This is a genomic window from Clostridiales bacterium (assembly GCA_025757645.1).
Classification (GTDB): domain Bacteria; phylum Bacillota; class Clostridia; order Oscillospirales; family Oscillospiraceae; genus CAG-103.
On the sequence record CP107216.1, the window covers coordinates 2,173,723 to 2,187,840 of the forward strand.

Sequence of the window (14,118 nt, forward strand, 5' to 3'; positions counted from 1 at the left end):
ATGTCCGAAGAAAAACACTCCCTGCGCGAGCGGCTCGCGCCGATGCTGCCGAAGTTTCTGATGATCCTTCTGATCCTGCAGCCGCTGATGGACATCCTATCCTTCTGGACGGACCGGCTCGGTATGAGCAACACGATCACATTGCTGCTGCGCTTCGCCGTATTCGCCGTTGTGTGCGTGCTCGGGTTTGTGACCTCGTCGCGCAAAAAGGTCTACGGCATCGCCATCGCCGCCTGTGCCTTCCTGCTCGTCGGACACTGCATCTCCTGCTTCATCGTCGGCTACCAGCGCATCGTCTACGACCTGACCAACTTTGTGCGCGTCGTGCAGATGCCGCTGTTCGTGCTGTGCTTCATCTCGTTTCTGCGGGCGAACAACAAGTGCTACCGCGCGTTTGAGACCGGCCTGATGCTCAACTTCTGGATCATCACGGCCTCGGTCGTCGTGAGCGTGCTCACACACACCTCCTCGGCGACCTATCAGTCCACCAACGTTGGCATTCTCGGCTGGTACTCGTTCGGCAATGCACAGAGCGCGATCATGAGCATTCTCGCGCCCATCGTCATCCTGCTGTGCTACCGCAGAAAGAACTTCCTGCTGTTCACGGTCACGAGCGTCGCCGCGCTGGCGCAGCTCTATCTCATGGGCACGCGTCTGGCATTCTTCTCGATCGCCGTGGCCGCGCTGGGCGTGCCGGTCGTGCTGGTGCTGACTGGCAAGGCCCGCACCTCCAAGCGCTACATTGCCGTGCTGGTGCTCATCCTCATCGCATGCTGTGCGACCTACAAGCAGTCGCCCATGTATATCAACCAGAACCGCTACAACGAGGCCATGAGCTACAAGCAGAACGACGCCGAGCGCATGATCAAGCGCGCCGAGGGCAACAAAACCGGCACTTCCACCGTCACGCCCGAAGAGCGCTACCACGCCCTGTGCACGATCTATAATTTCTACTCCCCGAATATGTGCCAGCGCTTCGGCACGGCGCGCGTCATGTCCGCCTACGGCTATTCCGATCAGGTCACGGACATCACGGCGACCCGCCACCGCAAGATCGTCTTCTGCGAGATGCTGCTCGACGAGCAGCCGTTCACCTCTCGCCTGTTCGGCATGGAGCTCGGCCGCATGGCCTTTGACGGCGAGATTTATGACGTGGAGAACGATTTTCACGGCATCTGCTTCCTCTACGGCTGGGTAGGTCTGGCCATGATGGTCGCCTTCATCGGCTATTTCCTGTACCTGATCGTCAAGTGCCTGATCAAAGATTTCCGCAAATACTTCACGGTGGAGGCCGGTGCCTTCGGCATCGGGCTGTGCCTGTGTCTGGTGTACGCCTACTTCACTGCCGGCGTACTGCGGCGACCGAACGCCTCGATCTACATGTCGGTGCTGCTGGCCGTGGTCTATTACCTGACGCAGATGCGCAGTGAACAGCCGGACGCCCTGCCGGACGGAGAGGAGAAACGCGCATGATTTTCAGTGTTGTCATCCCGGTCTACAACGTCAAGGACTACCTGCCCAAGTGCATCGACTCCGTGCTGGCGCAGGATTTTGAAGACTACGAGGTCATCCTCATCGACGACGGCTCGACCGACGGCGAGAGCGGCGCGATCTGCGACCGCTATGCTGCGGCGCACCCGGAGCGCATCCGCGCCATCCACAAGCCGAACGGCGGCGTGGGTGAGGCGCGCAACGTCGGCATCGAGGCGGCGCAGGGCGAGTACCTGATCTTCATCGACAGTGACGACTACATCGCCCCCGACATGTTCCGCGTTCTTGCCGACGCCGTCGCCCGCTTCGGCAGCGACATCATCGGCTTCGGCGCGGCGCTCGAGGCAGACGGCGTCGTGGTCAAGGAGCTCGTGGATCACCTGCCGACCGACCGCACCTTCACGCTCGCCGACACGCCCGAGCTGATGCAGACCATGCCCTCCCCCTGGAGCCGCATCTGGCGGCGCAGCCTGTTTCTGGATTCCGGCGTGCGCTACCCGGCGCGCATCTGGTACGAGGATCTGTGCACATCCGTGAAGCTGCTGGCATTGGCCAAAAGCGCCGCCTTCGTGCCGGACATCCTGTATTACTACGTTGACCGCACCAACTCCATCACGCGCAACACGAACACGGCGCGCAACGCCGAGCTGTTCACAGCCTTTGACAACCTGCTCGACTGGTACCGCGAAAACGGCCTGTTCGAGCGCTACTACAACGAGCTGTCGCGCCTGGCGGTAGATCACGTGCTGCTCGCGGCCTCGGTGCGCGTGCTGCGCGTGGACCCGGAGAGCGAACTGCTCGACCGCTTTCAGGACTATGTGCAGACGCAGTTCCCGGACTATCTCGACAATCCCCTGCTTGCGCAGCTCTCCCGCAGCCACAAGCTGATCCTGCGCCTGCTGCGGCAGCGCAAATACCGCACCGTGCGGGCACTTTTTGCCGTCAAGGACAAGCTCGGCTGAGCGCCCGGACTGGAGGAAGCTATGAAATTCAGTGTCATCATCCCGGTCTATAATGGCTGGGAATACCTGCGCGAGGGCGTAGACTCCGTGCTGGGACAGACCGGCGCGGACTTTGAGGTTCTGCTCGTGGACGACGGCTCAACCGACGGCGAGAGTGGCGCGCTGTGCGACACGCTCGCGCGCGAACATCCGGACTGCATCCGCGTGCTGCACAAGCCCAACGGCGGCGCAGGCGACGCGCGCAACGCGGCGCTCCCGCTCGCGCAGGGCGACTATGTGCTCTTTCTCGACAGTGACGACAGCTATACGCCGGAGGCGTTCACCGTGCTGGCCGCCGCACTGGACGAGACGCAGGCCGACGTGTGCTATTTCGGTCTGCGCATGACCGGCGACAACGACGGCGCGGTGTTCACCGACGACCTGCCGCTGCATACGCCGCTGACACTTCAGGAGACGCCTGCCCTGCTGCTCAACCGCCCGTCGGCCTGCATCGCGGCCTGGCGGCGCACCCTGTTCACGGACACGGGCATCCGCTTTCGCGCCCGCGGCTGGGGCGAGGATCTGTGCATGACGCGCAAGATGCTCACGGCGGCAAGATCCGTTGTGATCCTGCCGGACGTGCTCTACCTCTACCGGCAGCACGAGGGCTCCGTGACCAAGCGCGCGCTCGACGCCAACGCCGAAATCATGGACGCGATCGACGACGTGCTGACGTGGTATCAGGCGCGCGGCCTGTTCGAGCAGTATGAAAACGAGCTCGGTAAGCTCTGCGTGGACAATGTGCTCTACGATGCGTCCGTGCGCATTCTCAAGGCGCAGAGCGCGCACCCACTGCTGCCGCAGCTGCTGGACTTTACCGCCGCGCGCTTCCCCGACTACCGGCACAACCCCTATCTGAAAGGCTATCCGGCGCGCAAGAAGCTGGTGCTGTCCCTGCTCGGGAAGAAGCAGTACCGGGCGGTGCACCTGCTGTTCGCCGCCGCCGGACACTGACACTATGAAGCATCACAATCAACTGCGTTCCGGCTCTCTGCTCACGTATGTGCAGATGACGCTCAACATCATCGTCTCGGTCGCCTACACGCCGTTCATGCTGCGCATCCTCGGCAAGAGCGAGTACGGCCTGTACTCCACCGTCGCCTCGACGATCGCCATTTTGTCGGTGCTCAGTCTCGGCTTCGGCGGCAGCTACGTGCGCTATTACATCCTCTACCGCAAGGAAAAGGCGGACGATAAGATTGCGCGGCTCAACGGCCTGTTCCTGATCGTGTTTTCCGTCATCGGGCTCGTTGCGCTCGCGTGCGGCCTGTACCTGACGTTCCATCTGGAGATGGTGTTCAAGACCGGCCTGACGGACGCCGAGTACCACACGGCGCGCATCCTCATGCTGCTGCTGACGGCGAACCTCGCCGTGAGCTTCCCGATGAGCGTGTTCAGCAACATCATCAGCGCGCAGGAGCAGTTCGTGTTCCTGAAGGCGACGGAGATCCTGCGCACGGTCGTGTCCCCGCTCGTGACGCTGCCGGTGCTGCTGGCGGGCTACGGCTCGATCGGCATGGTCGTCGTCACGGTGACGATCTCGGTATTCGTGGACGTGCTGCGGCTGATCTACTGCTTCGGCAAGCTGCACATTTGGGTCTCGTTCCGGAACTTTGACGGCGCCGTGCTCAAGGACATTGCTGTGTTCTCTGGCTTCATCGCCATCAACATGGTCGTCGACCAGGTCAACAACAACCTCGACAAGCTCATCATCACGCGCTACTGCGGCACGGCCGCCACGGCGGTCTACGCCGTCGGCCAGCAGCTGCACACGTACTTCATCTCGTTTTCGACGGCGGTGTCGTCCGTGTTCACGCCGCGCATCCATCAGCTCGTGCAGGACAACAAGGACGACAAAGCGCGCCTGCGCACCGTGCTCACGGAGCTGTTCGTGCGCGTGGGGCGCATCCAGTTTCTAATCCTGTCGCTCGTGTGCACGGGCATCATCTTCTTTGGCAAGCCGTTTATCTATTTCTGGGCCGGACCGGGCTATGACGATGCGTATATCATCGTGCTGCTGCTCATCATCCCCGGCATGGTGCCGCTGACGCAAAACCTCGGCATCGAGATGCAGCGCGCGCAGAATCTGCACAAGTACCGCTCGATCATCTACGGGGCGATGGCCATCGGCAACCTCGCCATCAGCATCTGGCTGTGCCAGTACCTCGGCGCGATCGGCTGCGCGATCGGCACGGCCGTCGCCGTCGCGCTGGCAAACGGACTCGTGATGAACATCTTCTATCAGCGGCGGCTGAACATCGACGTGACCGTGTTCTGGAAAAATATCGGGCGCATGACGCTCGGCCTGCTGCCGCCCGCCGCGTGCGGCGTGCTGATGATGCTGTTTGTAAACCTCTACAGTATTCCGATGCTGCTCGGCGGCATCATCGTCTACACAGCGATCTACTGTGCCTCCGTGTGGCTGCTGTCCATGAACGGATATGAAAAGGCCCTCGTCGGCGGCATGGTGCGAAAGGTGCTGAGAAAATGAAACAACGCTTGAAACGCCTGCTCGTGCGGCTGCTGAGCCTGCTGCCCGGCAAGCCGGTCATCCTGCTCGAGAGCGCGCCGCCCCTCGGTGACAACACCGGCGCCCTGTACCGGACGCTGCTGGCCCAGGGCTGGAACGACCGATACCGGCTCGTGTGGGTCGTGCCGGATCCGGCCGCTTTTCGGAACGTACATGAAAAGAACGTGTCCTTTGCCGGCACGCGGGGAACATGGGCGCTGCTGCGGCTGTTCTGGCTGCGCGCCCGCGCCGCTGCCATCGTGGACTGCAACGGCCAGCTCCAGAAGCTCCGACCGGAGACTGTGCATCTGTACCTGACGCACGGCAGCCCGCTCAAGAGCGTGCACGACTACTATTTCTGCGACCCGACGACCGACTGGGCGCTGAGTCAGGCCCCGTTTTTTGACGCCGTGAACAGCTATGAATTTCACATCCCACCGGAAAAGCTCGTCACGCTCGGCTTCCCGCGCAACGACGACCTGTTCACGCACAAATGCGACCTGAAGGACATCTTCGGCGCGGAGTTTGACCGCTTCGTCGTCTGGTATCCCACGTACCGGCAGCACAAGAACAACCTCGTTGCGACGACGGACATCTCCGTCCCCGTCATCCATGACCCGGCGGCGGCCGCGGCCGTGAACGAGGCCGCGCGGGCGACGAACACGCTCGTGATCGTCAAGCCCCACCCGGCGCAGGACCTGTCGCACATCCGCGCGCTGGAGCTGAGCCACCTCCGCTTCATCGACGACGGGCTCTTCGCCGCGCACGGCATCACGTCCTACGAATTTCTCGCCTGCACGGATGCCCTCATCACGGACTATTCCTCCGTGCTGTTTGACTATCTGCTCACGGGCAAGCCCGTGGGGCTGACGTTCGAGGATATCGACGCCTACGCCAAGCAGCCGGGCTTTGCCATCGACCCGCAGCCGCTGCGCGAAAGCGCGGCCATGCTCGACACGCCGGACGATTTCCGCGTGTTTTTTGAGCAGCTTGCCGCGGGCGACGATCCGCTGCGGGCCAAACGCATGCAGCTCACGAAGCTGACCAACCAATACACAGACGGACACTCCGCCGAGCGCGTCGCCGCGTTTCTGGCCGAGCGCCTCCGGGAAAGGGAGCACACATGAGACGTGTCATCACTTACGGCACCTTTGACCTGCTGCACTACGGGCACATCAACCTCCTGCGCCGCGCCAGGGAGCAGGGCGATTACCTGATCGTGGCCCTGAGCACGGACGAATTCAACTGGAACGAAAAGCAAAAAAAGAGCTACTTCTCCTATGAGGACCGCAAGCGGATGCTCGAGGCGATCCGCTATGTCGATCTCGTCATCCCGGAGGAGAGCTGGGATCAGAAGATCACCGACGTGGACAAATACCACGTGGATGTGTTCGTCATGGGCGACGACTGGAAGGGCAAGTTCGACTTCCTGAAGGACAAATGCGAGGTCGTCTACCTCCCCCGCACGCCCGAGATCTCCACGACGAAGATCAAGACCGATCTGCACACCTGAATGAGCACAAAACGCATGCCGCCCGGCGAACGCCGGGCGGCATGCGTTTTGTCCCAAAGTCCTGCTCGGGCTTTGAGACAAGCGCTGGATTTTATCCGAGACGGGCCTTGCCCCCTCGGGCTCCCCCGCTGCTCCATGATTTTGTCCTTGTGCATAGGTTTGCAGGCGGCATGTTTTTCCCTCCCGCGCCATAGAGTGGTACAAACTGCGTCGGGAGGTCGCGCGCGTGCACACAAATCGCAGGCTCATCGTCAACACCGCGCTCATGACCGGCTCGTCGATCGTGATGCGCTGCATCGGGCTCGTCTTTCAGGCATGGATCGTCGGGCGCATCGGCGCGGCCGGCATCGGGCTGTACCAGCTCGTCATGTCGGTGAGCGTGCTGTTTGCAACCTTCGCCATCTCAGGCATCCGCTTTGCTACCACACGCCTGATCTCTGAGGAGATGGGGCTCGAGCGCGGCGCGGGCGTCACGGGCGCGATGCGCCGGTGCGCGTGCTACGCGCTGTTTTTCGGCCTGTGCGCGGGTACGATGGTGTATTTTCTGGCCGAGCCCGTGGGCTTTCTCTGGATCGGCGACGCGCGCACGGTGCGCTCGCTGCGCATCACGAGCATCAGCCTACCGTGCATCGCGCTCTCGTCGGTCATGGACGGGTATTTCACCGCCTCCGGCCGCGTGTGGAAGCCGACGCTCGTGCACCTGATCGAGCAGTTGGTGAGCATCACGTGCGTGATGTGGTTTTTGTCCTTTGCGGCCGCCGGCGACCTGGAGCAGAGCTGCGCCGCCGTCACGGCGGGCGGTGCGTGCGCGGACGTGGTGTCGCTGCTGATGATGGCGGCAGTGTATCTCCTCGACCGGCGCAAATACCGCACGGGCGGTGACACCGTGCCGCACCTGACGCGGCGGATGCTCTCCGTGGCGCTGCCGCTGGCGGTGTCGGCCTATGCGCGCACATCGCTCACGACGCTGGAGCACCTGCTCATCCCGCGCGGGCTCAAAAGCTCCGGCCTGACGGCCGACCGCGCGCTCGCGGGCTACGGCATCGTGCACGGCATGGCGCTGCCGGTGGTGCTCTTCCCCTCGTGCCTGCTGTACGCGCTGGCGGATCTGCTCGTGCCGGAGCTGACGACGGCGCAGGTCTCCGGCCGGTGCGGGGACATCCGGCGGCTGGTACGCGCACTGCTGTACCGGTGCCTGCTGTTCGCGTGCGGTACGGCCGTGCTGCTGCTGGCGTTTTCCGGGCCGCTCGGGCAGTTGATCTACCACTCGGACGACGCGGGACGGTACATCCGGCTGCTGGCGCCGCTCGTGCCGGTGATGTATCTCGACACCGTGACCGACGGCTGCCTGCGCGGGCTCGGCCAGCAGACACGCTGCATGGCCATCAATGTGCTCGACGCCACGCTCGGCGTAGTGCTCGTGTGGGTGCTGCTGCCGCGGTTCGGGCTGGCGGGGTACATCTTCATTTTGTATTTCAACGAGTGCGTGAACTTCACGCTCAGCTTCACCTTGCTGCTGCGCACGGTGCGCCGCATCTGCACAGATGAAAAACCGCCCGCAGGCTGATGCCTGCAGGCGGTTCTTTATGTACGATCTCAGTGCTGCGGGGTGGGATTCTTCGACTGGACCTGCGGCTGGACTTTCTCCTTCTTGCGCAGCTCCGGGAAGAGCAAAAACTCCACGCGCTTATACAGCAGATACGTCAGCGCCGAGTCCACAACGCCCTTGATGAGGTTGAACGGGACGACGGCGAACAGCACGAGCGTCGGCACACTGGTGATGCCCTTGTTCACAGCCGTGCCCATGGCGACGATCTGATCGATCGGCAGGTGGAACAGCTCGGCGAACTTCGGGATCAGGTACAGGGCATTGAAGAGGCTGCCGAAGACCGTCATGCACAGCGTGCCGACGGCCATGCCGATGATGGCGGTGCGGCGAGTCTTGTGGTGGTGGTAGATGACAGCGGCGGGAAGGACGAACGTGCAGCCGACGACGAAGTTGGCAAAGTCGCCGACAAAAGCTGTGCTCGTGCCCTTGAGCAGGAGCTTGAGCAGCACCTTGAGCAGCTCGGTGATAACACCGGCCACAGGTCCGAGATAGAACGCGCTCATGAGCACCGGCAGCTCGCTCAGGTCCATCTTATAGAAGCCGGGCGCAAAAAACAGCGGGATCTCGAGCAGCATCAGCACGCCGCCGAGGGCGGAGAACATGGCCACATAGCTGATGTTGCGGCTGCGGCTGCGGCGCTGCAGATCGTGGCAGACCGTGCGCTCAAACAGATACGCAAGGCCGAGCAATGCCGCGAACACAAGCGCGCAGACACCGATAAAGGACAGGTTTTCTTTCAACATGACAAAGCACCTCCATGGAATGAAAAACACCTGAAAGAACATGTCCTTCAGGCGCTGCGAACAATGGAGGTTCGTAACATCTTCTATCATCCAGACTATACTGTCGGTATCGGAATTGCACCGATTCAACCTTGCTCGGCTCGCGGACTATCACCGCCGGTCGGGAATTACACCCTGCCCCGAAGACATCTCGATTCAGTTGTTTTACTGTCTGCATTATAGCACAGTGGGAAAAGAATGCAAGTACTTTTTTGCAGGAAAGGTTTGACAGCAGCGCTCCGGGCGCGTACAATGGAGGCCACCACCGAAAGGAGGCACCGCCATGCCCGAGCGCGAAAACACCTGCTGCTTCACCGGCCACCGGGAATACAAGCTGCCCTGGGGCAGCGACGAGAACGACCCCCGCTGCCGCAAGCTGCAGCAGCAGCTCTTCGACGCCGTGGACGCCGTCTACGCCGCCGGCATCCGCCACTTCATCTGCGGCATGGCCAACGGCTGCGACCTGTATTTTTTCGACGCTGCGCGCTATCTGCGCCTGCAGCACCCGGAGGTCACGATCGAGGCGGCCATCCCCTTCGCCGGCCAGGCCGACCGCTGGCGGCCGGAGCTGCGCGAACGCTACGCCTACGACCTGCGCCAGTGCGACTATCAGACGCTCGTGCAGGAGGCCTACACCCCCGGGTGCATGATGCGCCGCAACCGCTACATGGTCGATGCCTCGCGCATCCTCATCGCGGCATTTGACGGCCGGCCCGGCGGCACGGCCCGCACGCTCGAATACGCCGCCCGCCGCCGGCTGGAGATCATCCAGATCCCGATCGACAGCGCGCCGGCAGACGAGATATAAAAACACGGGGAACGCCGAAAAGCGTTCCCCGTTTGCTCTTTTTGCGGCTGCTAGCAGGCTTCGATCTCCTTGATGGTGTACTCGTTGCCGCTGAGCAGATAGGTATGCTCACTCTTGCAGTGCGGGCATATCTTGGCGTATTTGACCGTTGGATATGTCTGTTTGCAGTCCTCGCAGTAGGTCACGGCGGGGAGCGTCTCGATCTTCAGCTCCGCGCCCTTGAGATACTGCGATTTTTCCACCGCCCACTTCCAGCAGTCGGTCAGGTAATACGGGATGATGCCGCTGACCTCGCCGACCTCCAGCGTGACGCTGGCGACCTGGGTCAGGTGGTTTTCCTCGACGACCTTTTCGACCTCCTGGATGACATAGAACACGGTTCCCAGTTCGTGCATCGCGTTTTCCTCCGGTCGGCTTACTTCGCGCGCTTGCCCTTGATGTCCTTGATGGTGAGCTTGGCTGCGCGCTTGACCATGTGCGGCAGGATGGCCTTCATCTTGTCCTCGGTGCGGTACATACGGCTGGCCTCCGGCATATCGCGCTGCAGGTGGATCGCATCAAACTCGCAGCGGGTGGTGCACAGGCCGCAGCCGATGCACTTGTTCTGGTCGACGACGGACACGCCGCAGCCGAGGCAGCGGGACGCCTCTGCCTTGACCTGCGCCTCGGTGAAGGTGATGCGGTCGTTCGAGAACGTCTTGGCCTTGCTCGCGTCGTGGGCGACGGTCTGGCGCGCCGGGGCGTCAAAGCAGTCGATGGGCACAACGGCCTGCTTCTTGTCGAGCTCGTAGAATTCACGCGGGTCACGCGCCAGCGTCAGGCTCTGGCCCTCATGCACGTAGCGGTGCAGGGAGATAGCGCCCTCGCGGCCGGCCGCGATCGCGTCGATGGCAAACTTCGGGCCGGTGACCACGTCGCCGCCGGCGAAGATGTCGGGCTGCGCGGTCTGATACGTCACGCCGTCGGCCTGGACGGTGCCGTTGCGGTTGAAGGCCATGGCCTCCGGCGCGATATGGCCGAGGTCAACGCGCTGGCCGATAGCGCCGATGACGGACGTGACCTCGATGGTCTCGAACTTGCCGGTGCCGACAGGCTTGCGGCGGCCCTTCGCGTCGGGCTCGCCCAGCTCCATGAGCTCGACCTTGAGGGCCTTGACCTTGCCGTTTTCGCCGAGGATCTCGGCCGGTGCGCTCAGGAAGCGGAACTGCACGCCCTCTTCCATGGCTTCCGCGACTTCCTCCGCGTCCGCCGGCATCTCGGCCTGGCTGCGGCGGTAGATGATGTAAGTATCCTTCGCGCCAAGGCGGATGGCCGTGCGGCAGACGTCCATGGCGACGTTGCCGCCGCCGATGACGGCGCACTTTTTGCCGATACGCGGCTTCTTGCCGAGGTTGACCCTGCGCAGGAAGTCCACACCGCCGTACACGCCGGAGAGCTCTTCGCCGGGCACGCCGATGGGTGCGCTCTTCTGCGCGCCGATGGCAAGGTAGAAGCCCTTATAGCCCTGCTCGCGCAGCTGGTCGATGGTGAGATCCTTGCCGATCTCGACGCCGCACTGGAAGTGCACGCCCATCTCACGAAGCACCTCGATCTCGGCGTTGACAACATCCTTCTCGAGGCGGAAGCTCGGGATGCCGAGGGTCAGCATGCCGCCGGGCACCTCGTTTTTATCAAACACGGTGACGTTTTCATAGCCCATGTTCGCCAGATAGTAGGCGCACGACAGGCCGGCCGGGCCGGCGCCGATGATGGCGATCTTCTCCGGGTAGGGATCGGCGATGCCGCGGTGGGTGATGACCTTCGGGATGTAGCGCTTGTCGGCCTGGAGCTCCTGCTCGGCGACAAACTTCTTGATCTCGTCGATGGCGACAGCGCGGTCGACATCGCCGCGGGTGCAGGCTTCCTCGCAGCGGCGGTTGCAGATGCTGCCGCAGACGGCCGGGAGCGGGTTATCCTGCTTGATGAGCTTGAGCGCGTCCAGATAGCGGCCCTGCGCGGCCAGATTGATGTAGCCCTGCACGGCGATGTGCGCCGGGCAGGCGGTCTTGCACGGGGCGGTGCCGGACTCGTGGCACTGCTTCTGGTTGTCGTCCTTATAGTTCGGACTCCACATGTGCTCGCCCCAGTGGTTGTCATCCGGCAGGGGCTGCTTCGGATACGTCACCGGGCCGGTCTTGGTGCACAGCTTCTGGCCGAGCTTGGCAGCACCGGCCGGGCAGACCTCGGCGCACTTGCCGCAGGCGACGCACTTTTCGGCGTCGACATGGGCGCGGTAAGCGGAGGCGGACATGTTCGGCGTGTTGAACAGCTGGCTCGTTCTCAGCGCGAAGCAGGAGCCGAGCGCGCAGTTGCAGATGGCAAAGATCTTATCCTCGCCGTCGATGTTCGTGATCTGGTGGACATAGCCGTTGTCCTCGGCGCGCTGGAGGATCTCCATCGCCTCATCATAGGTGATCTTGCGGCCCTTGCCGGTCTCGAGACAGTAGTCACAAAACTGACCGACGGCGATGCACATCTCATCCTGCAGCTCGCCGCAGCCCTCGCCCTGAATGCGCATGGCATTGCGGCAGGAGCAGTAGCCGACGCCGAGCTGATCCTCGTACTTTTTCAGCCAGTGGGAGATGTGCTCGACATCGACCGACTCGTTCGTGGCCGGGATGGCCTTCTCGACCGGGATGACGTGCATGCCGACGCCGGCGCCTCCGGGAGGCACCATGCAGGTGATCTTCGTCAGCGGCAGAAACGACATGCGCTCGAAAAACTGCGCGATCTCCGGGTGCGTCTCCACCTGCTGGAGGTTCATGTTCATCAGCTCGGCAGAACCGGGCACGAAGATCGGCAGCGTCCACTGCTTGTGATGGTCGGCGTTCTCCCAGTTGTACTCGAGCAGGCCGATCATGGACATCTGGTCAAACAGCTGCTCCACGTAGACGGGATCCTTGCCGACCTTTTTGCCGATTTCGGCCGGTGTGGTCGGGACACGGACCTTCATCGCGAGCGCAAGTTCCGCCATCTCGTCGGTGACGACGCTGGCCAGGCCGTAATACTCGGGCGAATTCTCGTCGAGCTTGGTCATGCCGAGCTTCACGTCCACGCGGTCCGTGATCTTTTTGCCCAGCTTCAGGATCAGTTCTCTTGCCATGTTTCAGGCTCCTTTCTTCCCCTTAAAATGTTTTGTTTTCATTCCCTGGTTTGTGAATAGATGCGCAATCTATTGTAGCACATCTCACGCATACAATTCAATACGCAAATGCACAGCACATTGTTGAAGATTGCAAAATCCCGGTCGTTTTCCCCGCCTGTCTTGACATTCTGCACAGGCGGTGATATGCTTTTTAGTAACCATTTGGTCAATATCGCGTACATTCACGAGGAGGGAACGGCCATGGCTCAGATCCGGATCCATGTTCTGCACTGCGGGAAGATTGGCGTGGCGCCGAACCTGCCGGCGAGTGCCCAGTGGCGCTGGCCGGCAAAAGCGGACGCGCGGCGGCTCAAGAGCGGCGCGCGCATCTGGCTGCCGGTGTCGGCGTATCTGGTGGAGCACCCGAAGGGCCTGTTTCTGGTGGACGCCGGTCTGCCGCGCACCGTGAGCCCGACCGGCATCGAGGACCGCGCGGCGCAGCTGCGGATGTTCGGCCGCGGGTGGTACACGCTCGTGCACAGCGTCGTGGAGCCGGGGCAGTCGATCGGCGAGCAGCTGGCCGCGCGCGGCATCCGGCCGCAGGATCTGGACTATGTGCTCTTTTCCCACCTCGACCCGGATCATGTCGCGGGCATCAGCGAGGTGCGGGGCGCAAAGCGTCTGCTGGTGGCGGAGGAGGAATACTTCTGGTCGTGCCGCGTGAACCTGCGCTACACCTCGCGCAAGCTGTGGATGGACGAGCCGCCGGAGCGGTTCTGGTACCGCGTGAACCACATCGGGCCGGAGAGCCGCTCGTACGACCTGTTCGGGGACGACTCGGTGCATCTCGTGCACATCGCCGGGCACACGGAGGGCATGTTCGCCACGCTCATCCGCAATGGCGGCCGGTACGTGCTGCTCAACGCCGACGGCGCGGCAAGTCCCCGCTCCTGGGCGGAGGGCACCGTGCCCGGCATCTGTGAAAACAGCGTGCGCGCGAAAAAGGCGCTCGACTGGATCGGCGAGATGAGCCGAGACGGCGCCTGCGCGGCGTCTCTGTGCAGCCACGACCCGGACGTAACGCCGCAAACGATCAAATTTTAGAATCGATGGATTTGCTTTTTCTAATGCGCGTTTCATACTGCTTTTGTGGATTTTGGGGTTGACAAGCGCAGAAAACTGCGTTATACTGCGCTCGTTTCCACCGGAAACCGTGATTTTTAACGAAAGGAGACGCGTCGTATTATGAAGTTTGCTCAGACGAACAACATGATGATGGCT

At 62.4% G+C, this 14,118-nt stretch carries 12 protein-coding genes and 1 riboswitch; of the genes, 9 read left to right on the top strand and 3 right to left on the bottom strand.

From position 1 onward, the window contains the following. The 7 genes from OGM61_10495 (at position 1) to OGM61_10525 (ending at position 8,081) form a co-directional block, all read left to right on the top strand. Positions 1–1,473 (top strand): O-antigen ligase family protein, encoded by a 1,473-nt coding sequence (locus OGM61_10495; protein UYI84261.1) that lies wholly within the window; start codon positions 1–3, stop codon positions 1,471–1,473. Beyond that, complete coding sequence (locus OGM61_10500) at positions 1,470–2,453, top strand: glycosyltransferase family 2 protein (protein ID UYI84262.1); 984 nt, start codon at positions 1,470–1,472, stop codon at positions 2,451–2,453. The genes OGM61_10495 and OGM61_10500 overlap by 4 nt, the downstream gene beginning before the upstream one ends. A gap of 21 nt (positions 2,454–2,474) precedes the next feature. Beyond that, positions 2,475–3,446, top strand: a complete 972-nt coding sequence (locus OGM61_10505) for a glycosyltransferase (GenBank protein ID UYI84263.1) — start codon at positions 2,475–2,477, stop codon at positions 3,444–3,446. A gap of 4 nt (positions 3,447–3,450) precedes the next feature. Further along, entirely contained in the window at positions 3,451–4,983 is a 1,533-nt protein-coding gene (locus tag OGM61_10510) for an oligosaccharide flippase family protein (GenBank protein ID UYI84264.1), read from the top strand. Then, on the top strand, positions 4,980–6,128 hold the full coding sequence (locus tag OGM61_10515) for a CDP-glycerol glycerophosphotransferase family protein (GenBank protein ID UYI84265.1): 1,149 nt from the start codon (positions 4,980–4,982) through the stop codon (positions 6,126–6,128). The genes OGM61_10510 and OGM61_10515 overlap by 4 nt, the downstream gene beginning before the upstream one ends. Beyond that, the gene (tagD, locus tag OGM61_10520; protein UYI84266.1) at positions 6,125–6,514 is read left to right on the top strand and encodes a glycerol-3-phosphate cytidylyltransferase; all 390 of its coding nucleotides are present in this window, start codon (positions 6,125–6,127) and stop codon (positions 6,512–6,514) included. Before OGM61_10515 ends, tagD begins: the two co-directional genes overlap by 4 nt. 226 nt (positions 6,515–6,740) lie before the next feature. Further along, positions 6,741–8,081 carry an MATE family efflux transporter gene (locus OGM61_10525; GenBank protein ID UYI84267.1) on the top strand — a complete coding sequence of 447 codons (1,341 nt, stop codon included), beginning with the start codon at positions 6,741–6,743 and terminating at the stop codon, positions 8,079–8,081. Between the two features lie 29 nt (positions 8,082–8,110). Here OGM61_10525 and OGM61_10530 read toward each other — a convergent pair whose 3' ends face one another. Beyond that, positions 8,111–8,866: an ECF transporter S component gene (locus OGM61_10530; GenBank protein UYI84268.1), complete on the bottom strand. Its 756-nt coding sequence runs from the start codon at positions 8,864–8,866 to the stop codon at positions 8,111–8,113. Between the two features lie 74 nt (positions 8,867–8,940). Then, positions 8,941–9,057, bottom strand: a riboswitch (FMN riboswitch). Positions 9,058–9,188: 131 nt separating this feature from the next. On the opposite strand from OGM61_10530, the gene OGM61_10535 reads away from it, so the two are divergent. Continuing rightward, entirely contained in the window at positions 9,189–9,713 is a 525-nt protein-coding gene (locus tag OGM61_10535) for a DUF1273 domain-containing protein (protein ID UYI84269.1), read from the top strand. A gap of 50 nt (positions 9,714–9,763) precedes the next feature. Here OGM61_10535 and OGM61_10540 read toward each other — a convergent pair whose 3' ends face one another. Together OGM61_10540 and OGM61_10545 are read right to left on the bottom strand one after the other, a co-directional pair. Next, positions 9,764–10,108, bottom strand: a complete 345-nt coding sequence (locus tag OGM61_10540; GenBank protein UYI84270.1) for a hydrogenase maturation nickel metallochaperone HypA — start codon at positions 10,106–10,108, stop codon at positions 9,764–9,766. 20 nt (positions 10,109–10,128) lie between these two features. Next, positions 10,129–12,855, bottom strand: a complete 2,727-nt coding sequence (locus tag OGM61_10545; GenBank protein UYI84271.1) for an FAD-dependent oxidoreductase — start codon at positions 12,853–12,855, stop codon at positions 10,129–10,131. A gap of 243 nt (positions 12,856–13,098) precedes the next feature. Here OGM61_10545 and OGM61_10550 point away from each other — a divergent pair, with 243 nt between their 5' ends. After that, positions 13,099–13,941, top strand: a complete 843-nt coding sequence (locus OGM61_10550; protein UYI84272.1) for an MBL fold metallo-hydrolase — start codon at positions 13,099–13,101, stop codon at positions 13,939–13,941. Positions 13,942–14,118 lie beyond the last annotated feature (177 nt).

Coding starts and splice junctions, on each gene's coding strand:
- OGM61_10505 (UYI84263.1), top strand. CDS start 2,475: ATGAAATTCAGTGTCATCATCCCGGTCTATAATGGCTGGGAATACCTG.
- tagD (UYI84266.1), top strand. CDS start 6,125: ATGAGACGTGTCATCACTTACGGCACCTTTGACCTGCTGCACTACGGG.
- OGM61_10550 (UYI84272.1), top strand. CDS start 13,099: ATGGCTCAGATCCGGATCCATGTTCTGCACTGCGGGAAGATTGGCGTG.
- OGM61_10495 (UYI84261.1), top strand. CDS start 1: ATGTCCGAAGAAAAACACTCCCTGCGCGAGCGGCTCGCGCCGATGCTG.
- OGM61_10530 (UYI84268.1), bottom strand. CDS start 8,866: ATGTTGAAAGAAAACCTGTCCTTTATCGGTGTCTGCGCGCTTGTGTTC.
- OGM61_10515 (UYI84265.1), top strand. CDS start 4,980: ATGAAACAACGCTTGAAACGCCTGCTCGTGCGGCTGCTGAGCCTGCTG.
- OGM61_10540 (UYI84270.1), bottom strand. CDS start 10,108: ATGCACGAACTGGGAACCGTGTTCTATGTCATCCAGGAGGTCGAAAAG.
- OGM61_10535 (UYI84269.1), top strand. CDS start 9,189: ATGCCCGAGCGCGAAAACACCTGCTGCTTCACCGGCCACCGGGAATAC.
- OGM61_10500 (UYI84262.1), top strand. CDS start 1,470: ATGATTTTCAGTGTTGTCATCCCGGTCTACAACGTCAAGGACTACCTG.
- OGM61_10510 (UYI84264.1), top strand. CDS start 3,451: ATGAAGCATCACAATCAACTGCGTTCCGGCTCTCTGCTCACGTATGTG.
- OGM61_10545 (UYI84271.1), bottom strand. CDS start 12,855: ATGGCAAGAGAACTGATCCTGAAGCTGGGCAAAAAGATCACGGACCGC.